Source organism: Rathayibacter sp. AY1B7 (genome assembly GCF_002932735.1).
Classification (GTDB): domain Bacteria; phylum Actinomycetota; class Actinomycetes; order Actinomycetales; family Microbacteriaceae; genus Rathayibacter.
Genome location: NZ_PSWK01000017.1, coordinates 33,358 through 57,516, shown reverse-complemented (window position 1 = coordinate 57,516; position 24,159 = coordinate 33,358). Strand labels below are relative to the sequence as shown.

Below are 24,159 nucleotides of genomic sequence, written 5' to 3'. Positions count from 1 at the left end.
GCCCTGGTGCAGTTCTCCCCACCCCGGCTCGGCGGCCCCGGCGGCCGATACGATGGACCCCATGCCTCGGATCCGACAGTCAGATGTCGAGGAGGTCAAGGCGCGGGTGAACATCGGCGACGTGATCGGCGAGTACGTCACGCTGAAGTCGGCCGGCATCGGCTCACTGAAGGGCCTCTGCCCCTTCCACGACGAGCGCAGCCCGAGCTTCCACGTCCGCCCGCAGGCCGGCTTCTACCACTGCTTCGGCTGCCAGGAGTCGGGCGACGTCTACAGCTTCATCATGAAGATGGACCACAGCTCGTTCAGCGAGACCGTCGAGCGCCTCGCCGGGCGGATCGGCTTCCCGCTGCAGTACGAGGACGGCGACGGCCGCGCGCCCGAGACCGGCGGGCGAGCGCGCCTCCTCGCCGCGAACGACGCCGCGGAGGAGTACTTCCGCGAGCAGCTCGCGACCCCGGGCGCCGACGTCGGTCGGCGCTTCCTCGGCGAGCGGGGCTTCGACCGCGCCGCCGCCGACCGCTTCGGCGTCGGCTTCGCACCCGACGGCTGGGACGGGCTCACGACCGCGCTCAAGCGCCGCGGCTTCTCGGAGGAGGAGCTGACCACGGCCGGCCTGGTCAGCAGCAACAACCGCGGCGGCGTCTACGACCGCTTCCGCGGCCGCCTCGTCTGGCCGATCCGCGACGTGACCGGCCAGACCGTCGGCTTCGGCGCCCGCCGCCTCCTCGAGGAGGACAAGGGCCCCAAGTACCTCAACACCCCCGAGACGCCCGTCTACCACAAGTCCCAGGTGCTCTACGGGCTCGACCTCGCCAAGCGGGACATCTCCCGCGGGCACCGGGTCGTCGTCGTCGAGGGCTACACGGACGTCATGGCCTGCCACCTCGCCGGCGTCACCACCGCGGTCGCCACCTGCGGCACCTCCTTCGGCGTCGACCACATCAAGGTGCTGCGCCGGGTGCTGGGCGACGACAGCGGCGTCGGCGAGGTCGTCTTCACCTTCGACCCCGACGCGGCGGGCCAGAAGGCGGCGATGCGCGCGTTCCAGGAGGAGCACCGCTTCGCCGCGCAGACCTTCGTCGCCGTCGCGCCCGAGGGCCTGGACCCCTGCGACCTCCGCCTGAACCGCGGAGACGACGCCGTCCGCCGCCTCATCGACGACAAGAAGCCGATGTTCGAGTTCGTGATCCGGCAGCTGCTGGACCGCTACGACCTCGAGACGGTCGAGGGCCGGATCGCGGCCCTGCGCGCGGCCGCCCCGGTCGTCGCCGAGATCCGCGACCCGGCGCTGCGGCCCGGCTACTCCCGCGAGCTCGCCCGGATGCTCGGCCTGGACATGGCCGAGGTCAACTCCGCCGTGCGCTCCGCCGGATCCCGGCCCCGCTCCTCCGGACCCGAGGGCCGCGACCAGCAGGGCGGGCGGGGCGGCGGCGGATCACCCGCGGCCGAGGCGCCCCTCGGCGCGCGCATCGCCGACCTCCCCGTCGACGTCGTCACGCGCATCGAGCGCGAGGCGCTGATGGCGATGCTCCAGCTTCCGCAGGCGATGGGTCCGGAGCTCCTGGCCCGGGCGGCGCACGCGGCGGTCACCAACGAGACCCTCCGCGTGGTCCGCGACGCCGTGGTCGCGAACCTCGAGCGGGCGGAGGACCGCGACTGGGTCGAGCACGTCGCCGACGACGTCCCCGGCCCCTTCGCCTCGCTGGTGCGCCAGCTCGCGGTGGCGCCGATCCCGGCCGCCGACGAGGAGGGGCTCGCCCGCTACTCCCGCGACGTGGCGATCTCGCTCATCGAGCGCGACCTGCTCCGCGAGATCGCCGAGCTGCGCGGGGCGCTCCAGCGCGCGTCCGCCGATCCGGTGATGGCGCGCGCGGTGCAGGTGCGCCTGGTCGAGCTCGAGCGCGAGAAGCGGGCGCTGCGCACGGAGTGAGCGTGTTGCGGTCGTGTGAAGAAATCGGCCGCACGCCCGTGCCGGTTCGGAGAGCGCTTCCAACTGTGTTACCTATGAGGAACAGCAATGCGGGCGTCCAGTGTCGTGACGCCACAGCCCACAGGAGATCTGTGCGCCGAGAGTCCGCGCGCCCGGAGCGCCCGCATCCCATCCTTGACAGGAAGAGGCAGACGGAGATGAATTCCGCATCCACTCGCGGCACCCGTGCACTGGCCGCCGCCGCAGGCTTCGCCGCGGTCGCGCTCGTGCTGACGGGCTGCGCCGCCGGCGGGAACGACTCGTCCGGCGGCAGCGCCGGAGGGGCCCTGACCATCGGCACCACCGACAAGATCACGACGCTCGACCCCGCGGGCTCCTACGACAACGGCTCGTTCGCCGTGATGAACCAGGTGTTCCCGTTCCTGATGAACACCCCCTACGGCAGCCCGGACGTCGAGCCCGACATCGCCGAGTCGGCGGAGTTCACCGCTCCCACGGAGTACACCGTGAAGCTGAAGGAGGGACTGAAGTGGGCCAACGGCCACGACCTCACCTCCTCCGACGTGAAGTTCTCCTTCGACCGCCAGGTCGGCATCGCGGCTGAGAACGGCCCGTCCTCGCTCCTGGCGAACCTCGACAGCGTCGCGGCTCCGGACGACACGACCGTGGTCTTCACGCTGAAGTCCGAGAACGACCAGACCTTCCCCCAGATCCTCTCGAGCCCCGCCGGCCCGATCGTGGACGAGGAGGTCTTCTCGGCCGACGAGCTGACCGCGGACGCCGACATCGTCTCGGGCGACGCCTTCGCCGGCCAGTACACGATCGCGAACTACGACGTGAACAACCTCATCCAGTACAAGGCGTACCCGGACTACCAGGGCGTTCTCGGCGAGGCGAAGACGGACACCGTCAACGTCAAGTACTACGCGGACTCGTCCAACCTCAAGCTGGACATCCAGGAGGGGAACATCGACGTCGCGTTCCGCAGCCTCTCGGCGACGGACATCGACGACCTCCGCGGCAACGACACGGTCAAGGTCGTGGACGGCCCCGGCGGCGAGATCCGCTACATCGTCTTCAACTTCGACACCCAGCCCTTCGGCGCGACGACCGGTGAGGCCGACAGCGCCAAGGCCCTCGCCGTGCGCCAGGCCGTCGCCGACCTGATCGACCGCGACGAGATCGCCGACCAGGTCTACAAGGGAACCTACACCCCCCTCTACTCCTACGTCCCCGCCGGCCTGACCGGCGCGGTCGAGCCGCTCAAGTCGCTCTACGGCGACGGCAACGGCGCGCCCGACGCCGACAAGGCGAAGGCGACCCTCGAGGCCGCCGGCGTCACCGCTCCGGTCACCCTGAACCTGCAGTACTCGAACGACCACTACGGTCCGTCCTCGGGCGACGAGTACGCGCTGATCAAGGACCAGCTGGAGTCGACCGGCCTCTTCACCGTGAACCTGCAGACCACGGAGTGGGTGCAGTACTCGAAGGACCGCTCGAGCGACGTCTACCCGGCGTACCAGCTCGGCTGGTTCCCCGACTACTCCGACGCCGACAACTACCTCTCGCCGTTCTTCATCAAGGAGAACTTCCTCGCCAACCACTTCGACGACGCCGAGGTGCAGAGCCTGATCGCGCAGCAGGTCTCGACCACCGACGCCGACGCGCGCACCGCGCTGATCGAGCAGATCCAGGAGAAGGTCGCGGCGCAGCTCTCGACCGTCCCCTACCTGCAGGGCTCGCAGGTCGCGGTCGTCGGCAGCACCGTGAGCGGAGCCGAGGACACCCTCGACGCCTCGTTCAAGTTCCGCTACGCGGCACTCAGCAAGGGCTGATCCACCCCCCTCGCGGCCGGCGCCTCCCCGACAGGAGGCGCCGGCCGTTCTCCACGAAAGGCATCACGTGACGACAGCCACGACGGCTGCGGCGACGGCGCCCACCCGGCGACCGCGCGGCTCCGGGGGCGGACTCGGGCGCTACCTGCTCGTCCGCTTCCTGCTCATCATCCCCACCGTCTTCATCCTCGTGACGCTGGTGTTCCTCCTCATGCGCTCCACGGGCGACCCGATCACGGCGGCCCTCGGCGGCCGCCTGACCGCGGACCAGCTCGCCGAGCGCGTAGCCGCCGCCGGCTACGACCGGCCGCTGATCGTGCAGTACCTCGAGTACCTCGGCAAGCTGCTGACCGGCGACTTCGGCACCACCCTGAGCGACAACCGCCCCGTCACCGAGGTGCTCCTCACCTACGGCGCTGCGACGGTCGAGCTCGCCTTCTACGCCCTGATCGTGGCGTTCCTGGTCGGCATCCCGCTCGGGATGCTCGCCGCCTACCACCGCGACCGCACGCCCGACGCGGTGCTGCGCATCTTCGCGATCCTCTGCTACGCGACCCCGGTGTTCTTCGCGGGCCTGCTGCTGAAGCTGGTGTTCTCCGTCTGGCTGAAGTGGTTCCCCGTCGCCGGGCGCGCCTCGACGAGCACCGAGCTCTCGCTCCAGTTCCTCGAGAACAAGACCGGCATCTATCTGATCGACGCGATCCAGACCGGCGACCCGGCCGCGATCTCGGACGTGCTCTCGCACGCGGTGCTCCCCGCCGTCGCACTGGGCCTGCTCACCGCGGGCATCTTCCTGCGACTGGTGCGCACCAACGTGATCGGCACGCTCGGCACCGATTACGTGGACGCGGCGCGCTCGCGCGGCGTCAGCGAGTTCCGGCTCGTCCGCACCCACGCCTACCGGCCGGCGCTCATCCCGATCATCACCGTGATCGGCCTGCAGATAGCCCTGCTGCTCGGCGGCGCCGTCCTCACCGAGACCACCTTCGAGTGGAAGGGCCTCGGCTTCCAGCTCGCCGAGTACCTCCAGGCCCGCGACTTCGTGGCCGTGCAGGGCATCGTCGCCCTGCTCGCCGTCATCGTGGCGCTGACCAACTTCATCGTCGACGTCATCGCGGCGCTCATCGACCCGCGAGTGAGGTACTGAGCATGAGCACCACCTCCCCGGCGCGTCCGCGCCGCCGCCTCGTCGACCGCGTGCCGGTCGTCCACCAGCTCCGGCAGAGCGTCGGCCTCCAGCGGGGGATGCTCGTCACCGGCCTGATCATCACCGGCGCGTTCCTGCTGGTGGCCCTGTTCGCGCCCCTCATCGCGCCCTACGGCTACTCGCAGCTGCGCTCGGGCGGCGAGTCGTTCGGCGCGCAGGAGCCGCCGAGCGCGGAGCATCTGCTCGGCACCACCGTGGGCGGCTACGACGTCCTGTCGCGAGTGATCTGGGGAGCGCAGACCGCGTTCCTCGTGATCGTCGTCGCCGTGGTCCTGTCGATCTTCCTCGGCGTCTTCCTCGGCCTCGTCTCCGGCTACCTCGGCGGCTGGCTCGACCGCGTGCTCGTCGTGATCTGCGACGCGATCTACGCGTTCCCGACCCTGCTGCTGGCGATCGTGATGTCGATCGTCATCTCCGGCGGGCAGTCGAACCTCTGGGCCGGCATCTTCGCCGCGGCGGTCTCGATCACCGTGGTCTACATCCCGCAGTACTTCCGCGTGATCCGGGCCGAGACAGTGCGGATCAAGGGCGACGCCTTCGTCGAGTCGGCGAAGGTCATCGGAGCGTCGACGCCGCGGATCATGTTCCGCCACGTCCTGCGGAACGCGACGCGCACGCTGCCGCTGATCTTCACGCTGAACTCCTCCGAGGCGATCCTGACCCTCGCGGGCCTGGGCTTCCTCGGCTTCGGCATCGAGCCGACGTCGGCCGCGGAGTGGGGCTACGACCTCAACAAGGCGCTGTCGGACGTCACGAGCGGCATCTGGTGGACCTCGGTCTTCCCGGGCCTGGCGATCGTGCTCGTGGTGCTGGGCATCACCCTCGTGGGCGAGAGCCTGAACGACCTCGCCGACCCGCGCCTGCGCGGTCGGCGCGCGGTGGCCGCCGGTGCCGGCGACGTCGCCGCGACGTCCGTCGTGCCGGGCGGCGTCCTCGCCGCCGACGGCCTGGAGACGCCGGGGCACGACCCCGTCGCCGGAGTGGAGGAGACGCGATGAGCGACCAGCGCATCGTCCGGGACGCCTCAGCGCGTCCGATCGTGGACATCACCGACCTCGAGGTCGCCTTCGCGAGCGACCGCGGCGCCGTCCGCGCCGTCGCCGGGGTGAGCCTGCGCGTCGAGCGCGGCGAGGTCCTGGCGATCGTCGGCGAGTCCGGCAGCGGCAAGACCGTGACCGCGAAGACCATCCTCGGCCTCCTGCCCGAGACGGCCACCGCCTCCGGAGTGGTCCTGCTCTCGAAGAAGGACGGCAGCGCGGCGACCGACGTCGTCTCCGTGCCCAAGGCCCGCCTCCGGGAGCTGCGCGGCACCGACGTCGCCATGGTCTTCCAGGAGCCGGGCACCGCCCTCAACCCGGTCTTCACGGTGGGCTGGCAGATCGCGGAGGGACTGCGCGCTCACGGCTCCGTCTCGAAGAAGGAGGCGCGCAAGCGCGCGATCGACGTCCTGCGCACCGTCGGCATCCCGGAGCCGGAGAAGCGGGTCGACTACTACCCGCACCAGTTCTCGGGCGGCCAGAAGCAGCGCGTCGTCATCGCGATGGCCCTGGTCCTGGATCCCGGCCTGATCGTCGCGGACGAGCCGACCACGGCTCTCGACGTGACCGTGCAGGCCGAGATCCTCGACCTGCTCCGCCGGTGCCGCGACGAGTTCGGTACCTCGATCGTGCTGATCACCCACAACATGGGCGTCGTCGCCGATCTGGCCGACCGCGTCGCCGTGATGTACCAGGGCGAGCTGGTCGAGGAGGCGACGGTCTCCGAGCTGTTCTCGGCGCCGAAGGCCGAGTACACGAGGAAGCTCCTCGCCGCCGTCCCGCACGTGGGCCAGGGCGTCGAGCGCGCCCGCGTCCGCGCCGTCGAGCGCGCCGAGGCCCCCGAGACCGAGACGCTCGTCGCCGCCGAGGGCCTGCGGATCCAGTACCCCGGCCGGCTCGGCCGTCCCGGCTTCGTCGCGGTCGACGGCGTCTCGCTGCGCATCCGCGCGGGCGAGGTGCTGGGCCTCGTCGGCGAGAGCGGCTCGGGCAAGACCACCATCGGGCGCGCCATCGCGGGTCTGACGCCGGTGACCGGCGGGTCGCTGAAGGTCCTCGGCAAGGAAATGCGCGGCATCCGCGAGCGCGCCTTCCGGCCGGTCCGCGGCGACATCGGCTTCGTGTTCCAGGACCCGGCGTCGAGCTTCAACCCGCTGCTCACCATCGCGGAGTGCGTGGCCGAGCCGCTGATCGTGCACGGACGGGCCGGCGACGCCGCCGGGGCGCGCTCGCGCGTCGACGAGCTCCTGGAGGCGGTGCAGCTGCCCCGCTCCTACGGCGACCGCTACCCGCACGAGCTCTCCGGCGGCCAGCGCCAGCGCGCCAGCCTCGCCCGGGCCCTCGCCCTCGAGCCGAAGCTGCTGATCGCCGACGAGCCCACCTCGGCGCTCGACGTGTCGGTGCAGGCCCGCGTGCTCGAGCTGTTCGCCGAGCTGCAGCGCGAGTTCGGCTTCGCCTCGCTGTTCATCAGCCACGACCTCGCCGTGGTCGACCTGCTCGCCGACCGCATCGCGGTGCTCTACCGCGGCGAGCTGGTCGAGGAGGGGACTGGGGCGGAGGTGCTCGCTGCGCCGAAGCACCCCTACACGCAGCGCCTGCTCGCCTCCCTGCCCGTGCCCGACCCGGTCGAGCAGGCCTCGAGGCGCGAGCTCCTGCGCAGCATCGTCGAGGCGGAGCGCCGGGCGTGAGCCGGACCGCCGGGGATCCGGCCCCCATCGTCGTCGACGACCTCAGCGTCGAGTACCCGCCGCGCGGCATCAGCCGCCGGTGGACGGCGCTGCGGGGAGTGAGCCTCCGCGTGGAGCCGGGGGAGGTGCTCGGGATCCTCGGCGGCAGCGGCTCGGGCAAGTCCACGCTCGCGCGCGTGCTCGGCGGCGACGGCCTGGGGCACGACGGCGGCCGCACGCGCCCGGTGATCATCGGAGGGGACGCGACGGTCGCGGGGCACCGCCTCCGCTCGCTCCCCGCCCGCGAGCTCAAGCGCTTCACCGTCGACGTCGCGCATCTCGCGCAGGACGCCGGAGCGACCCTCCGCCCCGAGCTGACCGTCTCGGAGCTAATCGCCGAGCCGATCTTCCTCCGCGACCGCCACTACGACCCGAAGGCCGCGGCGGTGCGGGTGGCGACGCTGCTCGACTCCGTGCACCTGCCGCTGTTCCTGCTCGACCGCTACCCCTACGAGCTCTCCAGCGGCCAGCGCCAGCGCGTGGCCGTGGCCCGCTCGCTCGTGCTCGGGCCGAAGGTGCTGATCGCCGACGAGCCGACCTCGGGCATCGACGCGACGGTGCGCGAGTCGATCGTCGACCTCCTCGCCGACCTGCGGCGCCGGGAGGGATTCGCGGCCGTCGTGGTCAGCCACGACATCGATGTGCTGAGCCGGGCGACCGACCGGATCGCAGTGCTGGTCGGCGGCGAGGTCGTCGCGTACGGGCCGCTGCTGGACGTGCTGATCGAGGCGCGGCACCCCTACGTGCGCGAGCTCGGAGCGGCCTTCGCCGAGTACGAGCGCTTCGACGCCTCCCGAGCGCAGCGCGTCGAGGCGGCCGACCAGTGACCGTCCCGCGCGTCGCGGTGCTCCCGCGGCCGAAGCCGGTGTTCGCCGAGGCGGTCGAGTCGGGCGGTGGAGTGGTCGTCGGACTCGACGGGGGTCCGGACGCGCTGCTCTGGCTGTCCTACGGCCGCACGGACGAGCTGGCCGCTGTGCTGGAGGAGCACCCGTCGATCCGCTGGGTGCAGCTGCCCTGGGCCGGCGTCGACGTCTTCGCGCCCGTGCTCGCCGCGTCCCGCGCGGACGTCGTCTGGACCAGCGCCAAGGGCGCCTACGCGGAGCCGGTGGCCGAGCACGCGCTCGCGCTGGTGCTCGCCCTCCTGCGCTCGCTGCCGGAGCGGGCGCGCGCCGAGTCGTGGGGGCCGAAGAAGGCGGTCACGCTGCACCGCGCCTCCGTGGTGATCGTCGGAGCAGGAGGGATCGCTCGCGAGCTCCTGCGGCTGCTCGCCGTCTTCGACAGCCGGGTGACGATCGTCCGCCGCGGAGACGAGCCGGTGGAGGGCGCGGCCCGCACCCTGCCGGCGTCGCGGCTCGCCGAGGCCGCGGCGGACGCCGACGTGCTGGTCCTTGCCGCCGCCGCCACCGCGGGCACGGAGCGGATGGTCGACGCGGGTCTGCTCGCGCGGCTCCCCGCCCACGCCGTGCTCGTCAACGTCGCCCGGGGGAGCCTCGTCGACACGGACGCGCTCGTCGCGGCCCTCGCCGAAGGCCGTCTCGCGGGCGCCGCGCTCGACGTGACGGACCCCGAGCCGCTGCCGGACGGGCATCCGCTCTGGAGCGAGCCCCGGTGCCTGATCACGCCCCACAGCGCGGACACCCCCGAGATCACCGCGCCGCTCCTGGCCGAGCGCGTGCGCGCCAACGTGGCCGCCTGTGCCGCCGGCGGGCCGTTCGTCGGCCGCGTCGACCCGGGCTCCGGCTACTGAGTGCGCGCCCGATTTTGCGTTCGCGGAGAGTTTGCTAAAGTAGTACCGCGCTGATCGCCTCCGGGTGGTCGGATGATCCTCGATAGCTCAATTGGCAGAGCAATCGGCTGTTAACCGGTAGGTTCTTGGTTCGAGTCCAAGTCGGGGAGCGAAGGGTCCGGGACTCCACTCTCGGGCCCTTTTTTCGTGCCCGCGAGCGGTCGCCCTCGAGGGCCCACCCGCTCGGACCGACGATCGGAGGGGCGATGCGCGAGGACGTGCTCGCTCTCTTGCGCCGCCGCCCCGACGTCGAGGCGCCTGATCTCGTCGCCGTCGACGCCAGTGACCGTCTGCTGCTCGACCTCGCCGCCGATCGCGGCCGCCTCGCCGTGATCGGGGACGCCTACGGGGCACTGAGCCTCGGCCTCGCCGCCGACGGCCGTGCCGTACGCGTCGTGCAGGACTCGATCACCGCCGAGCGCGCTCTCGCGCAGAACCTCGAGACGGTGCGGGGGTCGGGCGTCGATCTCGCGCCGATCGAGATCGTCGACTCCGTCGCGGAGGCCGTCCGCGACGCCGACGCGGTGCTCCTGCGCCTGCCGCGCTCACTCGACGCCCTGGCCGCCGTCGCGGCCGGGACCGCACTCGCGAACCCGGCGGCGACCCTGATCGGCGCCGGCCGCATCAAGCACATGACCCGCACGATGAACGACGTGCTCGCCGTGCGCTACGAGCGGATCGACGTCTCCCTCGCCCGGCAGAAGTCGCGCGCCCTGCTCGCGAGCGGCGCGCTCCCCGACCAGCCGCCCGCGCCCGGGCCCGAGCGGCGCCGTCTGGACGAGCTCGACCTCGAGGTCGTCGCACTGCCGGGAGCCTTCGCAGGTGCACGACTGGACCTCGGCACCCGCGCCCTCCTCGCCGCCCTCGATCTCGACTCCCTCCCCGCGGGCACCGCACTCGACCTCGGCTGCGGAACCGGCGTGCTCGCCGCCGTGGTGGCTAGGGCCCGCCCCGACCTCGCCGTGATCGCGACGGACACCTCGCGTGCCGCGGTCGAGTCCGCCCGGGCGACCGCGGCGGCAAATGGGCTGGCCGTCCGCGTCCTCCGCGACGACAACGCCTCGACTCTGGAGGCGTCCTCCGTCGACGTCGTGCTCTGCAATCCGCCGTTCCACTCCGACGGAGCCGTCACCGACCTCGTCGCCCGGCGCATGCTGCGCGCGGCCGGCCGCGTGCTGCGCCCCGGAGGCGTGCTGTGGACGGTCTTCAACTCCCACCTCGCGCATCCGGCCGAGCTGCGCCGCGCGGTCGGGCCGACCACGGTGGTGGCGCGCGACCGCCGCTTCACCGTCACCCGCTCCGTGCGCTCCGACGGCTGAGTCCGGCTCCGCAACCCCCTCCGCGGCCTCAGGTCCGCTGTCCGCGGCGCGGGTACGATCTCTCTCCGGCGCTCCTGTGCCGAACCCGTCCCGTCCCCCCGGAGGCCGTCGTGCTCGAAGTCGTCCTCGTCCTCGCCCTGATCGCCCTGGTCGCGGTCGTCGTGCTGTGGCGCCGCGCCGTCGGCGCCGAGCGCCGTGCCGCCGAGAGCCGTGCGGAGGAGGCGGCGCGCGTCGTCCGCCTCGAGCTGGCGGTCGGCGAGCAGGAGGCGAGGCTCCGCATCGTCGGCGAGCTCGAGCAGCTCGCGGTCCGCAGCGCCGCGCACGTCGTCGAGGAGGCCGAGAGCGTCCGTCTCACGATCGACCGCGACCCCGCCGCAGCCGCGCGGTCGGCGCAGCGTGCCGTGCGGGCGGCCGAGGCCTCGCTGGCGCAGCTGCGCCGCATCGCGACCGTCGCCTCCGTCGATCCGGGGGAGCTGCCGCGCACCGGCGGCTCCGTCCCCCTGATCGAGGGCGCCCGCGAGCGAGGCCTGAGCGTCCGCGAGGAGTCGTTCGGCGAGCCGTTCCCGCTGCAGGACGGCGCCGAGGTGGCCGTGCTCCGGGTGCTCGAGTACGCCTTCGACTCGGCGCTGGAGACCGGCGGCGCGGGGACCGAGGTCCGCATCAGCTCCCGATGGACGACCACCGGCCTCCGGGTGGAGGTCGACGACGACCGCGAGCAGCACGGCGCTGCGGAGCAGGACGCCAGCGCTCTCGAGGCGGATCTGCGCTCGCTCACCGAGCGCATCGACAGCCCCGCGCTCGCCGAGCTGCGCGAGCGGGCCGCCCTCTTCGGCGGTGACGTGACCGAGAAGCGGACGCCCGGCGTCGGCCGGAGCGTCACCGCCTCGTTCCCCGCGATCCGCCACCACAACGGCGTGCACGGGGTCGACCTGGCCTGAGTCAGTCCTCGAGGTGCTCCACGCCGGGCAGCCACGAGACGCCGGGGCCGCCCCAGCCGCGCTTCCGGGTGATCTTCGCGACCGGCTTGTGGTATTCGTGCTCGAGGCGGTCGATGTAGAGCACGCCGTCGAGGTGGTCGAACTCGTGCTGGAACACGCGGGCGAACCAGCCGTCCGCGACGATCTCGAACGGCTCCTGCTCGAGGTCGACCGCGCGGAGGATCGCCCGCTCGGAGCGGCGGAGCGGGAAGCGCTCGCCGGGGAAGGAGAGGCACCCCTCCGACTCCGTGTCCTCGTCCGCCTCGCCGAGCGGGGTCGGCGTGACGAACAGCTCGGGGTTGATCGCGACGCCGCGGCGGGGGGTGCCGTCGTCGTCGGCGTAGTCGTAGACGAACAGGCGCAGCGGGACGCCGACCTGCGGGCCGGCGAGGCCGACTCCGGGGGCGGTGTCCATCGTCTCGAACATGTCGGCGACGAGGGTGCGCAGCGCATCGTCGAACTCGGTGACGGGGGCGGCGGGGGAGTGCAGGACGGGGTCGCCGGCGATGCGGATGGGGAGGACGGCCATGGTGGACAGGGTACCGCGGGGCCGCCGACCGGGTCCGCGAGGATCATCCGCTGGGCTCAGCCCCTCACCCGTGCGTCGGAGGACTCCCGGAGGCGTTCTGGGTAGGGTCGACCCCATGCCCGCCGATCTCGCCGAACTCCTCAACGACCCGGCGAAGTTCATCGGCATCCCGATCGCTCTCGTGGGCGCGGTGTTCCTCTCCCTCGGCGCGCAGTTCCAGCACCGGGGAGTGGCGAAGGTGGAGCGGTTCTCGAAGCGCTCCGGCTCCTCCGGGCTCAGCGGCGGCCAGCTGGTCGCGCTGCTCTCGCGCCCCTCGTGGGTGATCGGCACCCTGCTCCTGGGTCTCGCGATCGTCTTCCAGCTGACGAGCCTCGGCTTCTCCCCGCTCATCGTGGTGCAGCCGCTCGGAGCGGTGGCGCTCGTGATCACCGCGGTCGTCAACGCGCGGGTCAGCCGGGTGCGCCTGAACGCGGCGTCGATCCGGGCGATCGTGCTCTGCGTCGGAGGCGTCGGCACGTTCGTCCTCGTAGCGGCGTTCAACGCGGTCGACAAGTCCATCCAGACGCCCGAGCTCATCACGATCCTCGTGATCCTCGCCGTGGTGCTCACGGTCTTCGTCATCGCCTTCCGCGTCTTCCGCCGCGGAGCGAAGGCGATCTTCTACATCGTGGGTGCCGGAGTGGTCTACGGCTTCGTCGCGACTCTCGCGAAGGTCGTGCTCAACCGCATCAAGTACGGCGAGTTCGACCCGCTGACGGTGGTCTGCATCGTGGCGCTCCTGGCCGCGACCGCGCTCGGCGGGTACTTCGTGCAGAACGCCTACTCCTCCGGCCCGCCGGACCTCGTCGTCGCGGGCCTCACCGTCATCGACCCGCTGGTCGCCGTCGCGATCGGCATCGTCGTGCTTGGGGAGGCGCAGTACGCGGCCCCGTGGGCGATCCCGCTCTTCATCGCGGCCGGTGCCGTCGCCATCTACGGCGTCTTCCTCCTCGCCAAGCACCACCCGCAGGCGCGCTGACGGCGCGGGATCCCGAGTGGTGAGGACTCCTCTGCCTACAATGGCTCCGCGCCGAGAGCCACGAAACCGACCGACCTCCGCCGATCGCTCCCTTCTCTCCCCGAGCGGCACGACACCGATAGGACCTCCCGTGTCAGATCCCCGCGACGCGTCCCGACCGGGATCGCCCGACTCCCGACCGCTGACGGTCGTGATCGGCTGCGACACCTTCGCTCCCGACGTGAACGGAGCCGCGAAGTTCGCCGAGCGCCTCGCCGCCGGTCTCGCGCAGCGCGGCCACGAGGTCCACGTCGTCGCCCCCTCTGCCGACGGCTGGAGCGGCACCCGGGTCGAGACGCACGAGGGTCAGCGGATCATCGTGCACCGGCTCTACAGCTGGCGCTGGTACCCGCACGACTGGCTGCGCTTCGCGATGCCGTGGCGCATCCGGCAGAACAGCGCGCGCATCCTCGACGAGGTGAAGCCCGACGTCGTGCACTTCCAGTCGCACATCATCGTCGGCCGCGGCCTCGGGATCGAGGCGGCCAAGCGCGGCATCCGCATCGTCGGCACGAACCACTTCATGCCCGAGAACATGCTCGAGTTCACCCTCCTGCCGAAGGCCGTGCAGGCCAAGGCCGTGGCGATGGCGTGGCGGGCCGCGCGCCGCACCTTCGGCCGGGCGGAGGCGGTCACCACGCCGACCCGCAAGGCCGCGCAGTTCCTCGAGAAGTACACGGGCCTCCGGGGCGTCCACGCCATCTCCTGCGGCATCGACGCCGACAACTACACGCCCGACTTCTCGGCCCGCGCCGGCGACTCGATCCTCTTCGTCGGCCGCGTGACCGGCGAGAAGCACATCGACGTCCTGCTCCGCGCCGTCGCCCTGCTCGATCCGGCGCTCGACGCGAAGCTCGAGATCGTCGGCGGCGGCGACCAGATGCGCAACCTCCAGCAGCTCGCCGCGACCCTCGGCATCGCCGACCGCGTCCGCTTCACCGGCTACGTCTCGGACGCCGAGCTCAAGGAGGCGTACACCCGCGCCACCGTGTTCGCCATGCCGTCCATCGCCGAGCTGCAGAGCATCGCGACGATGGAGGCGATGGCCTCGGCCCTCCCCGTCGTCGCCGCCGACGCGATGGCCCTCCCGCACCTCGTGCACGACGGCGAGAACGGCTACCTCTTCGCTCCGGGCAGCGCCGAGGCCCTCGCCGACCGCCTCACCGCCGTGCTCACGGCCGACCAGGAGGACCTCGAGGCGATGAAGCGCGCCTCCCTCCAAATCGTCGCCGCGCACGACATCAACCGCACGATCAGCACCTTCGAGAGCCTGTATCGTGGGGAGCCGGTGGCCGATCCGGCCTCCGACGCAGCGTCCGCACCCGCCGCCACCTGACGGCCGCTCGGACGGCCGCCGCGGGGCGTTAGCTCAGCCGGTCAGAGCAGCGGACTCATAATCCGTCGGTCACGGGTTCAAGTCCCGTACGCCCTACTCCGCTCCACCCGCGGTCGTTCCTCCTCTCCAGCGCCGGGTCGGGCCTCCACCTGATGTCGTTCTCGTCGGAGCGGACGGTCCGGCCCCGTCAGGCCGACGGGCCGTGCCTCAGGACGGCGCCGACGCGGTCCTCGCCGGCACGCCGACCGCGGACGAGTCGGAGGCGACGTCGCGGACGACGACGGCGCCGGCTCCGATCCGCACACGGTCGCCGACGGTCACGTCCCCGACGATCGTCGCGCGGGCGCCGATGTAGACGTCGTCGCCGATGACGGGCGTCCGACCCTTCGACTCGCCGATGGTGACGCCGTGGTAGATGAACGCGTTGCTCCCGATGACCGTGCGCGGGTGCAGGATCACGCCGCGGCCCCAGTGGGGGAGCCGCAGGCCGGGCCCGACCTGAGCGGTCGGCGGCAGCTCGGCTCCGACGATCATGCGGGTCCAGACGAGATCGACGAGGCGGTAGACGAGGTGGAGGGGGAGCCGGGTCCTCCGAGAGCTCGAGTACTGCCCGAGTCGGAGGACGAGGACGGTGAGCCGGTCGGAGGCGTGGCCCTTGGCGGCCAGGTCCGCGCGGACGACGGCGCGGAGGTCAGCGAGATCCATGCTCCCAGTCTGAGTGGGCGCCTCGCGGGTGGGTCCGGGCCGTCGGAGATCGTCCGGGGCGTGGCGAGCATCCGCGAGCGGACGACACGGTGGCGCGATGCGCTAGCACGTCCCGACGCGCCGCGCCCGTACTGGCCGCTCCCCGCTCGACGTGATTGCCTGATCCTGTGCCTGATCTTCCGATGTTCCCGCTCGGCTCCGTGCTCCTGCCGCACATGCCGCTCCCGCTCCGGCTGTTCGAGCCGCGGTACCTGCGGATGCTCGGCGACGTCCTCGAGGACGAGACCCTCGCGTTCGGCGTCGTGCTCATCGAGCGCGGCCAGGAGGTGGGCGGCGGCGACCAGCGGTTCGCGGTCGGCGCCCGCGCGCGCATCCTGAACATCGACGGGGCGGAGTCGTTCGTCACGCTCGACTCCGTGGGCGAGGAGCGCTTCGAGGTCGTCCGCTGGTACGAGGACGACCCGTACCCGCGCGCCGAGGTCCGCCTGCTGCCCGATCTGGAGTGGGACGAGAAGCACGCCCCCGCGCTGGCTGCGGCGGAGTCGGCGGTCCGCACGGCACTGGCGGTCGCGAGCGAGTTCGTCGAGCAGCGCTACGGCGCGGTCGTCGAGCTCGCCGAGGATCCGGCCGCGCACGCCTGGCAGCTCGCCGGCGTCGCACCGGTCACCGAGCTCGACCGCCTCGCGTTCCTCCGCAGCTCCACCATGGAGGAGCTGCTGGAGTCGGTCCGGGAGCGCTCCGCCGAGGCGACCGAGTCGTTCCGCGCCGGCTGGGCCTGAGCCCCGTCCCGGCGTCCCACGACGAGCCCGTCAGTCCTCGAGGCTGACGCCGCGCTCCTCCGCCAGCTTGACCAGGTCGTCGACGACCACGAGCGCCATCCGCACCGAGCGGTCGCGGCGGTACTCCTCGTCGTCCGGGTCGATCCGCGAGGTGCGGTCGAGGGTCTCCTCGATCGACTGCGCGAGCTCGCGCCACGCGTCCTGACGGGCGTCGTCGACGAGCGTCGCGAGGTACTCCTCGTCCTGCGCCCGCCTGTGGAGGGAGTCGGCAACCAGGAGCGAGAGCCGCTCGCGGTGGTCGAGGTTGTCGACGTCGGCCGAGCGGTAGTCGTGCACGTGGTCGGAGCGGCCGCCCACCGAGGTCACGTCGGCGGCGATGCCGCGCAGGCGCTCGGCGGCTGCCTCGGACTCGCGCGCCAGCTTCTCGAGCTCCTCCGCGGCGACGACGGAGTAGCGGCCCGAGTCGAAGGGGACGTCAGCACCGAGGCCGTCCATCAGCACACGGTTCTTCACGGCCATCCGGCTCGCGTACTGCGCGAGCATCAGGCCCTCCTCGGCGGCCTCCTCGACGGAGGCGGGCTCGCGCGACGGGTTCTCATCGGGGTCGTACGGCTCCATCTTGAACCTGCGTCGACGCCGGAACCACACGTGCGTCACCTACATCCCGGAGCAGGCGCCCCGCCCGCCGGAGCACCTCTTCGAGAGTACCCGGCGGGCGGGCGCCGTGGTCGGCGGCTCAGGCCTCGCGCCAGTCGTCCTGCCGGAGGTGGGAGCCGGCCTGCGGCCCCATCTGCAGCATCCCGCCGTCCACGACGTACGAGGATCCGGTGATGTAGGAGGCGGCGGGAGAGGCCAGGAAGGCGACCACCGCCGCGATCTCGCGGGCGTCGCCGGGGCGGCCGAGGGGGATGCCGGGGCGGTCGATCGTGACGGGGTCCACGTCCTCGGCGTCGTTCATCGGCGTGGCGATCTCTCCGGGGGCGACGGCGTTGACGGTGATGCCGAGGGAGCCGAGCTCGAGTGCGGCGACCTTCAGCAGGCCGCCCAGCCCGTGCTTGGCGGCGGTGTAGGCGACGGAGCCGACCCGCGGCTGGTGTTCGTGGACGCTGGTGACCGCGATGATCCTGCCGCCCGTGCCCTGGGCCGCCATGCGCCGCGCGGCGCGCTGGAGGCAGACGAACGCTCCGTCGAGGTTCAGGGCGACGGTCGAGCGCCAGCTGTCGAGGCTCTGCTCGAGGAAGGGCTCGCCTCCGCCTCCGCCCGCATTGCTGACGGCGACGTCGAGCCCGCCCAGTCGATCCGCGAGGTCGTCGATCACGTCGCCCGCGCCCTCCAGATCCGTCGTGTCGAGGCGCGCGATCTCGGCGCGCCGCCCGAGGGAGCGCACCTCCTCCGCCGTGCCCTGCGCGCCCTCCTCGTCGCTGTGCCAGGTGATGCCGACGTCCATGCCCGCCTCGGCCAGTGCCACCGCGATCGCCCGGCCGATGCCGGAGTCCGAGGCGGTCACCAGTGCACGGGTGGGCCGGAAGTCTCGAGGTCCCTGGGTCATGTCGTCTCCTGTCTCGATCGGGCCGCCGATCCGGCGGACACGGGTCGATCCCATCAGGGGATCCGACGCGCTCGGGAGCCGGTTGACAGGTCCGGGCTCGCGCGAGACGCGTGGCGGTGTCCCCGCTGAGCGCCCCGATCGCGTTGACTGGGCGAATGGATCACCGGCGCATCTCGGTCGTCGTCCCCGTGAAGGACGACGCCCGCCACCTCGAGCAGCTGCTCGAGCTCCTCCGCGAGCAGACGCTCGCTCCGTTCGAGATCGTCGTCGTCGACGACGGGAGCACCGACGACAGCGCCGCCGTCGCGCGAGCGGCGGGCGCGCGGGTGGTGCGGCACGACGGAGCCGGGATCCCGGCGAGCACGGCGCACGGCTTCGACGAGGCGCACGGCGACGTCCTCGCACGGCTCGACGCCGACTCCCGCCCGGGACCCGACTGGCTGGCCCGCCTGGCCGGTCACTTCGCCGATCCCGAGGTCGGAGCGGTGACCGGTCCCGGACGCTTCGACGAGCTCGGCCCGATCGCCCGGGTGATCGCGCGGGTCGCCTACATGGACGCCTACTTCGTGCTGATGGGGTCGGCGCTGGCCAACTGGCCGCTCTTCGGCTCCAACTGCGCCGTCCGCCGGTCGGCGTGGGAGGAGATCGCGGAGGAGATGCACCGGCACGACGCCTACGTGCACGACGACGTCGAGATCAGCGTGCACCTGGGACTCCGGCACCGGATCGTGCTCGACCGCCACCTCGAGGTCGGCATCTCGGCCCGCCCCTTCGGCGCCTTCGCTGACATGCTCCGCCGGTTCGACCGCGCTCTGCACACGCTGGCGCGGCACCCCGGGATGGGGTCGTCCCTGCAGCGCTGGACGCACCGGGTGCGCCGCACCCACCGCGACCGCCTGCGAGCGACGGCCGCGGCGCGCCGCTCCGGCTGACGACGAGAGCCGACGGCGCCGCCTGACGGCTAGGGCTGGGCCGCGTCCGGCCGGGCCGCGTCGGGCTCGGCCTCCGCCGCCCGATCCTCTCCGGGCGCGGTGCGCCCCTCCTTCGGCATCGCCCAGACCGCGGCGAGCATGCCCACGGCGAGGACCGTGAGCGCGATGCAGACGAAGCGGGTGCCCTCGGCGAGGTCCGCCGGTGCGGGGACGCCGCCGCCCGCCTTCGCGTTCACGATCGCGCCGAACACGGCCACGGCGACGGCGCTGCCGATGTTCCGGGCGAAGAAGTTGGTCGAGGAGACCACTCCGCGCTCGTTCCAGTCGACGCTCGACTGCGCCCGGATCAGCGTCGGAGTCGCCACGAGCCCCATGCCGGCGCCGATCAGCACGCAGAAGCCGGCGATCTCCCACAGCGTCGAGGAGGCGCCGAGCAGGACGGTCAGCGCCGTGCCGATCACGACGAGCCCCGCTCCGAGGAAGCCCGTGTTGCGGAAGCCGATGCGCAGGTAGAGCGGGCCCGACAGGCTCGCCGCGACCGGCCAGCCGAGCGTCATCGCCGCTACGGCGAAGCCCGCGCCGAGGGCGGAGCTGCCGAGCACGCCCTGCGCGAAGGTCGGGAAGTACGAGGTGACGCCGAGCGTGATCGCGCCGACGGTCACCGAGACCAGGCTGGTCGAGATCAGCACGCGCCGCGTGAGGACCCAGAGGGGGAGCACCGGGGCGGCCGCGCGCCGCTCGATCGCGACGAAGCCGGCGAACGCGAGGGCCGAGACGACGAACACGCCGACTCCGGCGGGGGAGAGCCACGGCCAGGCGCTGCCGCCCTCGAGCAGCCCGAGGATGAGCAGCGCGGTGCCCACGGCGAGCACGGAGGCGCCCGCCACGTCGATCCGCTGCTTATCGCCCCGCGTGGTCTCGCGGAAGCTGCGGATCAGGAGGAACGCCGCCAGGAGGCACAGGGGGATGTTGACGAGGAAGATGCCGCGCCAGGCGCCCAGGTCCGAGAGCACGCCACCGAGGGTCGGCCCGACGACCGAGGAGATGCCCCAGACGCTCGCGAGGTAGCCCTGGGTCTTCGCACGCTCGGCGACCGTGTAGATGTCGCCGGCGATGGTGATGCCCATCGGCTGGATCGCTCCGGCCCCCAGGCCCTGCAGGGCTCGGAACGCGATCAGCGCGGGCATGCTCCAGGCGAGGCCGCACAGGAGCGAGCCGACCAGGAACAGGGCGATGCCGATCAGCATGATGGGCTTGCGCCCGATCACGTCGGCGAGCTTGCCGTAGAGGGGGACCGAGACGGCCTGGGCCAGCAGGTAGATCGAGAACAGCCAGGGGAACTGCTCGAAGCCCCCCAGGTCGGCGACGATGGACGGCACGGCCGTCGAGAGGATCGTGGCGTCGAGGGCGACCAGAGCGGTCGAGATCATCAGGGACAGCAGGATCGGGCCGCGCTCCGAGCGCAGTCCGACACTCGCGCGGGTGGGGGCGTCGGTCACTCTGCCCAGGCTATTCCATAGCCGGGGGATGGAAGCGGGGAGGAGAGGATCCGCTCCAGGGCTCGGTAGACTGGTGGCATGGAACTCGTTCTCTGGCTCGTCGTGTCCGCCATCGCCGGTGTCGGCCTCGTCTCCGGAGTCGCGGCTCTCATCGCCATGACGCGGGCGCCCTGGTCGGCCGACAAGTAGCCGCCCGGCCGGCCTCGCGCCGGCACTACTCGTAGATCCGCACCACGCTCCACTGCGGCTCCGTCGACGCGACCACGTCGAGCACGAACGCTCCGCCGGTCGCGAGGTCCGTCGCCTGGAAGCGCCAGCCGCCGATGCTCACCGGTTTGCGCCCGAACGTCGGCGGGAACCCCTCGAGGGGCGCCCACCACTCGCTCGTGCAGGTCCACACCGTCGGCCGGTCGGTCACCCGGTAGCTCCCGCCCCGCCACTCGAGCGCGATCGGCACTCCCTCGCCGTCGGTCGAGACCAGCGCCGTCTCGTCGATCACCGCCATCGTCGTGCTCCCGTTCACTCGCCGGACCCGGTTGGCCGTTCGAACATGTGTTCGATAGTCTGCGAGTGTACGCCGCGGCGCTCGTGCTCGCCACGGCCGCGGATCGACCGGTGGGAGGCGCGATGATCGAGTGGAGTCCGCTCCAGATGCTGCGCAGCAGCGGGCAGGACGAGTGGGTGATGGTCGACGCCCTGCGCACCGGCCGGATCGGCCTGGTGCGCCGCATCGAGACCGGCCCGTACCGCGAGACCTGGTTCCGCGCGGTGACCTGGGCGGCGGAGCCGGAGAGGCGGACGCTCGTGGGCTACTCCCGCTCGATGGACACCATCGCGGCCGCCCTGTGGGCCCATCAGCCGCCGACGGCGCAGGAGAAGCCCTTCCCCGGCTACCCGCCCTCGCGGCCGTCGCCGTGACTCCTTCAGCGAGAGGAGGCCCGGCCGTCCCCGCGACGGCGGCCTCCGTGTCCGCCACGGGGGAGAATGGCCCGATGCTCCTCGCACTCGTCGGCGGCCCCACGGGGGCGTGGCGGGCGGTCGACCCCGTCGGCGGCGCCGAGGCCGGGAGCGGCAGGGGCCCGGTCGAGCTGGCGGCGTTCGTCCGGAAGCGGGAGCCGGAGCGCCCGCGCTGGGTCTGGGACGACACCGCGCGCTGGTACCCCGCACTGCTGTCGGCCGGCGTGGTCGTCTCCCGGTGCCACGACCTCCGGCTGGCCCGCGCGATCCTCCGCCGCTCGGTCTCCGCCGCCGCATCGGCTCTCGCGCGCTCGCCCCTCGACCCGTGGGACGCGGGAGCCGCGGCCCCCGCCGCGCAGGACACGCTGATCGGGTTCGAGGAGGCGGCGGGCGGCTCCGACGAGCTCGACCCCGTCCTCGAGCTGGCCCGGCAGGAGGAGGCGCTCTCCGGCGCCGCCGAGGCCGGCCGGCTCCGCCTGCTGCTCGCCGCCGAGTCCGTCGGCGCCCTGATCGCTCGCGAGATCGCCCACGCGGGGCTGCCGTGGCGCGCCGATGTGCACGACCGGGTGCTCACCGGGATGCTCGGCCCCCGCCCGCTCTTCGGCGGCCGCCCGGCCCTGCTGGAGGCGCTGGCCGTCCGTCTGCGCGACGAGCTCGGCGCGCCCGAGCTCAATCCCGACTCGCCGGCCGAGCTCCTCAAGGCGCTGCGGCGCGCGGGGCTGCCGGTCGAGTCGACGCGCTCCTGGGAGCTGCAGTCCCTCGAGCACCCCGCGGTGCCGCCCCTCCTGGAGTACAAGAAGCTCTCCCGGCTGCTCACCGCCAACGGCTGGGCCTGGCTCGACGCGTGGGTGCGCGACGGCCGGTTCCGGCCGGAGTACGTGGTGGGCGGCGTCGTCACCGGCCGCTGGGCGACCTCGGGCGGAGGGGCGCTGCAGCTGCCGCGGCAGATCCGCGCCGCGGTCACCGCGGATCCGGGCTGGAGCCTCGTGGTCGCGGATGCCGCGCAGCTCGAGCCGCGCATCCTCGCCGCGCTCTCGGGCGACTCGGCCATGGCCGCCGCCGGGCGGGGCCGCGACCTCTACCAGGGCATCGTCGACGCCGGAGTGGTCCCCGACCGGCCGAGGGCGAAGGTCGCGATGCTGGGGGCGATGTACGGGGCGACGAGCGGGGAGGCCGGGCGGCTGCTCCCGAGGCTCGCCCGTGCCTACCCGCGCTCGGTCGCGCACGTCGAGGCGGCGGCTCGGGCGGGGGAGCGCGGCGAGAGCGTCTCGACGTGGCTCGGGCGCAGCTCGCCTCCCGGACCCGAGGGGCTCTCGGCGGATGCGGCGCGAGCGCGCGAGTGGGGACGCTTCACCCGCAACTTCGTGGTGCAGGGCACCGCGGCCGAGTGGGCGCTCTGCTGGATGGGCGAGCTGCGGGCGCGACTGCGCGCCGAGGGCGGCGCGGTCGGCCGGGCGCACCTCGTCTACTTCCTGCACGACGAGGTGATCGTGCACGCTCCCGCCGACGTCGGCGAGCGGGTCGCCGCGATCGTCCGCGAGGCGGCGGTGCGCGCCGGACGCTCGCTCTTCGGAGAGGGCGAGGTCGACTTCCCGGTCACCGTAGCCGTCGTCGACTCCTACGACCAGGCGAAGTGAGACGCGGGATCAGTACCAGTGCGGCGAGCGGTTGTTCCAGCTCGACCATGCGTTGCAGGGCGAGCCGTAGGCGCTCTTGATGTACGAGAGACCCCAGTCGACCTGCGTCGCCGCGTTCGTCTGGTAGTCGGCTCCCGAGTTGGCCATCTTGCTCGCCGGGAGGGCCTGCGGGATGCCGTAGGCGCCGGAGGAGCGGTTCAGCGCGTTCCAGCGCCACCCCGACTCGCCGTTCCACAGCGGGATGAGGCACCGGTCGACCTGGTCGGCGCCCCAGCCGAAGCGGCCGACAGCGGTGCGGGCGTAGGCCTGGGCCTGCGCGGGGGAGAGGCCGTCCGTGCGTCCGGCGTAGGTGCCGAGGGCGGCGATGGTCTTGGCGGAGCTGTTGCGCGCGCCGGTCGGGTCGTCGTCGCCGAGCTCGACCGGGCCGCCTCCTCCACCTCCGCTGTTGGAGGGCGCTGCCGGAGCAGCGGCCGCGGCGGGAGCCGACGCGGCGCGCTGGCGGGCGGCCTCGGCCTCGGCGGCGAGGCGGGAGAGGCGCTGCTGCTCCTCGAAGGCCGACTTCGCGTCCTGGCCGTCGGCGTACTCCCGCTCGATCTCGGCGGTGGTGTTCTTGAGCGAGGCGAGCTGGGTGTAGAGCTCCTGGCTGTACTTCTCCTGGTCGGCGACCTTGGCGTCGGCCTCGGCCTGCGCGGAGCGGGCGGCCGAGAGCGCGTCGGCCGCGGCGGTGGCGAGGGAGACGCGCTCCCCCCGGGCCTGCTCGGCCTGCGCGGCGAGGGAGACGGCCTGGTTCTCGGTCGACTGCGCCGCGGTCTGGAGCCGGCTGGTCTGCTGGGTGAGCTGCGTCATGGTGCCGAGGCGGTAGAGCAGCTCGCTCGACTCGTCGCCGCCGATGAGGAGGTTGAGCGTCGCATCGGTCCCGCCGTTGCGGTAGAGCTGCGCGGCGAGACGGCCGGCCTGCTCCTTCGCGGCGTCGGCGTCCGAGCGGGCGGCGGAGGCGCGCTCCTCCAGGGCGCTCACGCGCTGAGTCGCCTCGTCGAGAGCGCTCTGCGCGGCGTCCGCCTCGGCGGCCCGGCTGATGGCGGCGTCGGTGAGGGCGGCGGCCTGGTCGCGCAGGTCGGCGAGGAAGGCGGTGATGCGGTCGACCTCGGCGGCGGTGGCGCTCTCGCTCGACTTCGCGGCCTCCACATCGGACCACGAGGGGTAGTCGGACGGGTCGTAGGCGGCGGACGCGGAGAGCGGAGCGGCGAGGGCGGCGCACAGGACGAGGACCGTGCCCGCTCCGGCGGCGACGAGGCGCCGGCGCGCCCGGGAGGGGACGCGGAGACCGAGGGGGGTGCGGGACATGCGAACCACCCTAGGCG

At 72.8% G+C, this 24,159-nt stretch carries 22 protein-coding genes and 2 tRNA genes; 17 read left to right on the top strand and 7 right to left on the bottom strand.

The features are described from left to right. Positions 1–61: 61 nt before the first annotated feature. The 10 genes from dnaG (at position 62) to C5C95_RS10710 (ending at position 11,779) form a co-directional block, all read left to right on the top strand. Positions 62–1,933 carry a DNA primase gene (gene dnaG / locus C5C95_RS10755; RefSeq protein ID WP_104324416.1) on the top strand — a complete coding sequence of 624 codons (1,872 nt, stop codon included), beginning with the start codon at positions 62–64 and terminating at the stop codon, positions 1,931–1,933. Positions 1,934–2,130: 197 nt separating this feature from the next. Continuing rightward, positions 2,131–3,768: an ABC transporter substrate-binding protein gene (locus C5C95_RS10750; protein ID WP_104223443.1), complete on the top strand. Its 1,638-nt coding sequence runs from the start codon at positions 2,131–2,133 to the stop codon at positions 3,766–3,768. Positions 3,769–3,835: 67 nt separating this feature from the next. After that, a complete protein-coding gene (locus C5C95_RS10745) occupies positions 3,836–4,915 on the top strand; it encodes an ABC transporter permease (protein WP_104223444.1) in 1,080 nt (359 codons plus the stop codon). Between the two features lie 2 nt (positions 4,916–4,917). Next, positions 4,918–5,973: an ABC transporter permease gene (locus C5C95_RS10740; protein ID WP_104309527.1), complete on the top strand. Its 1,056-nt coding sequence runs from the start codon at positions 4,918–4,920 to the stop codon at positions 5,971–5,973. Beyond that, positions 5,970–7,697 carry an ABC transporter ATP-binding protein gene (locus tag C5C95_RS10735; RefSeq protein WP_104247513.1) on the top strand — a complete coding sequence of 576 codons (1,728 nt, stop codon included), beginning with the start codon at positions 5,970–5,972 and terminating at the stop codon, positions 7,695–7,697. The genes C5C95_RS10740 and C5C95_RS10735 overlap by 4 nt, the downstream gene beginning before the upstream one ends. Next, complete coding sequence (locus C5C95_RS10730; RefSeq protein WP_104276805.1) at positions 7,694–8,563, top strand: ATP-binding cassette domain-containing protein; 870 nt, start codon at positions 7,694–7,696, stop codon at positions 8,561–8,563. Before C5C95_RS10735 ends, C5C95_RS10730 begins: the two co-directional genes overlap by 4 nt. Then, positions 8,560–9,483: an NAD(P)-dependent oxidoreductase gene (locus C5C95_RS10725; RefSeq protein ID WP_258072660.1), complete on the top strand. Its 924-nt coding sequence runs from the start codon at positions 8,560–8,562 to the stop codon at positions 9,481–9,483. The genes C5C95_RS10730 and C5C95_RS10725 overlap by 4 nt, the downstream gene beginning before the upstream one ends. Positions 9,484–9,559: 76 nt before the next feature. Next, positions 9,560–9,632 (top strand) — tRNA-Asn (locus tag C5C95_RS10720). 96 nt (positions 9,633–9,728) lie between these two features. Then, complete coding sequence (locus tag C5C95_RS10715) at positions 9,729–10,841, top strand: class I SAM-dependent methyltransferase (RefSeq protein WP_104223448.1); 1,113 nt, start codon at positions 9,729–9,731, stop codon at positions 10,839–10,841. A gap of 110 nt (positions 10,842–10,951) precedes the next feature. Beyond that, the gene (locus tag C5C95_RS10710; protein WP_104223449.1) at positions 10,952–11,779 is read left to right on the top strand and encodes a hypothetical protein; all 828 of its coding nucleotides are present in this window, start codon (positions 10,952–10,954) and stop codon (positions 11,777–11,779) included. A 1-nt stretch (position 11,780) separates the two neighbouring features. Here the strand turns inward: C5C95_RS10710 and def are convergent, their stop codons facing one another. Next, positions 11,781–12,347, bottom strand: coding sequence for a peptide deformylase (gene def / locus C5C95_RS10705; protein WP_104324415.1), 567 nt, complete (start codon positions 12,345–12,347; stop codon positions 11,781–11,783). A gap of 115 nt (positions 12,348–12,462) precedes the next feature. Here def and C5C95_RS10700 point away from each other — a divergent pair, with 115 nt between their 5' ends. The 3 genes from C5C95_RS10700 (at position 12,463) to C5C95_RS10690 (ending at position 14,836) form a co-directional block, all read left to right on the top strand. Then, complete coding sequence (locus tag C5C95_RS10700; RefSeq protein ID WP_104223451.1) at positions 12,463–13,365, top strand: DMT family transporter; 903 nt, start codon at positions 12,463–12,465, stop codon at positions 13,363–13,365. Between the two features lie 130 nt (positions 13,366–13,495). Beyond that, on the top strand, positions 13,496–14,740 hold the full coding sequence (locus C5C95_RS10695) for a glycosyltransferase (RefSeq protein WP_258063521.1): 1,245 nt from the start codon (positions 13,496–13,498) through the stop codon (positions 14,738–14,740). 22 nt (positions 14,741–14,762) lie between these two features. Continuing rightward, a tRNA-Ile gene (locus tag C5C95_RS10690) sits at positions 14,763–14,836 on the top strand. A gap of 111 nt (positions 14,837–14,947) precedes the next feature. Here C5C95_RS10690 and C5C95_RS10685 read toward each other — a convergent pair. Further along, positions 14,948–15,445, bottom strand: a complete 498-nt coding sequence (locus C5C95_RS10685) for a serine acetyltransferase (protein ID WP_104324414.1) — start codon at positions 15,443–15,445, stop codon at positions 14,948–14,950. A 167-nt stretch (positions 15,446–15,612) separates the two neighbouring features. Between C5C95_RS10685 and C5C95_RS10680 the strand changes: the two genes are divergently transcribed. Next, complete coding sequence (locus C5C95_RS10680; RefSeq protein ID WP_244229436.1) at positions 15,613–16,224, top strand: LON peptidase substrate-binding domain-containing protein; 612 nt, start codon at positions 15,613–15,615, stop codon at positions 16,222–16,224. 30 nt (positions 16,225–16,254) lie between these two features. Here C5C95_RS10680 and C5C95_RS10675 read toward each other — a convergent pair whose 3' ends face one another. Further along, positions 16,255–16,842: a hypothetical protein gene (locus C5C95_RS10675; RefSeq protein ID WP_104223455.1), complete on the bottom strand. Its 588-nt coding sequence runs from the start codon at positions 16,840–16,842 to the stop codon at positions 16,255–16,257. Between the two features lie 118 nt (positions 16,843–16,960). Then, positions 16,961–17,773, bottom strand: coding sequence for an SDR family oxidoreductase (locus tag C5C95_RS10670; RefSeq protein WP_104269269.1), 813 nt, complete (start codon positions 17,771–17,773; stop codon positions 16,961–16,963). A 155-nt stretch (positions 17,774–17,928) separates the two neighbouring features. Between C5C95_RS10670 and C5C95_RS10665 the strand changes: the two genes are divergently transcribed. Continuing rightward, on the top strand, positions 17,929–18,705 hold the full coding sequence (locus tag C5C95_RS10665; protein ID WP_104223456.1) for a glycosyltransferase family 2 protein: 777 nt from the start codon (positions 17,929–17,931) through the stop codon (positions 18,703–18,705). Positions 18,706–18,734: 29 nt separating this feature from the next. On the opposite strand, the gene C5C95_RS10660 is transcribed toward C5C95_RS10665, so the two are convergent. Together C5C95_RS10660 and C5C95_RS10655 are read right to left on the bottom strand one after the other, a co-directional pair. Next, positions 18,735–20,135 carry an MFS transporter gene (locus C5C95_RS10660; RefSeq protein WP_104324428.1) on the bottom strand — a complete coding sequence of 467 codons (1,401 nt, stop codon included), beginning with the start codon at positions 20,133–20,135 and terminating at the stop codon, positions 18,735–18,737. A 283-nt stretch (positions 20,136–20,418) separates the two neighbouring features. Further along, a complete protein-coding gene (locus C5C95_RS10655; RefSeq protein ID WP_146087074.1) occupies positions 20,419–20,727 on the bottom strand; it encodes a hypothetical protein in 309 nt (102 codons plus the stop codon). Between the two features lie 104 nt (positions 20,728–20,831). Here C5C95_RS10655 and C5C95_RS10650 point away from each other — a divergent pair, with 104 nt between their 5' ends. Both C5C95_RS10650 and C5C95_RS10645 read left to right on the top strand, forming a co-directional pair. Next, entirely contained in the window at positions 20,832–21,122 is a 291-nt protein-coding gene (locus C5C95_RS10650) for a hypothetical protein (RefSeq protein WP_146076962.1), read from the top strand. A gap of 74 nt (positions 21,123–21,196) precedes the next feature. Beyond that, positions 21,197–22,798: a bifunctional 3'-5' exonuclease/DNA polymerase gene (locus tag C5C95_RS10645; RefSeq protein ID WP_104324412.1), complete on the top strand. Its 1,602-nt coding sequence runs from the start codon at positions 21,197–21,199 to the stop codon at positions 22,796–22,798. 9 nt (positions 22,799–22,807) lie between these two features. Here the strand turns inward: C5C95_RS10645 and C5C95_RS10640 are convergent, their stop codons facing one another. Then, complete coding sequence (locus tag C5C95_RS10640; protein WP_104267569.1) at positions 22,808–24,142, bottom strand: hypothetical protein; 1,335 nt, start codon at positions 24,140–24,142, stop codon at positions 22,808–22,810. Positions 24,143–24,159: the final 17 nt, after the last annotated feature.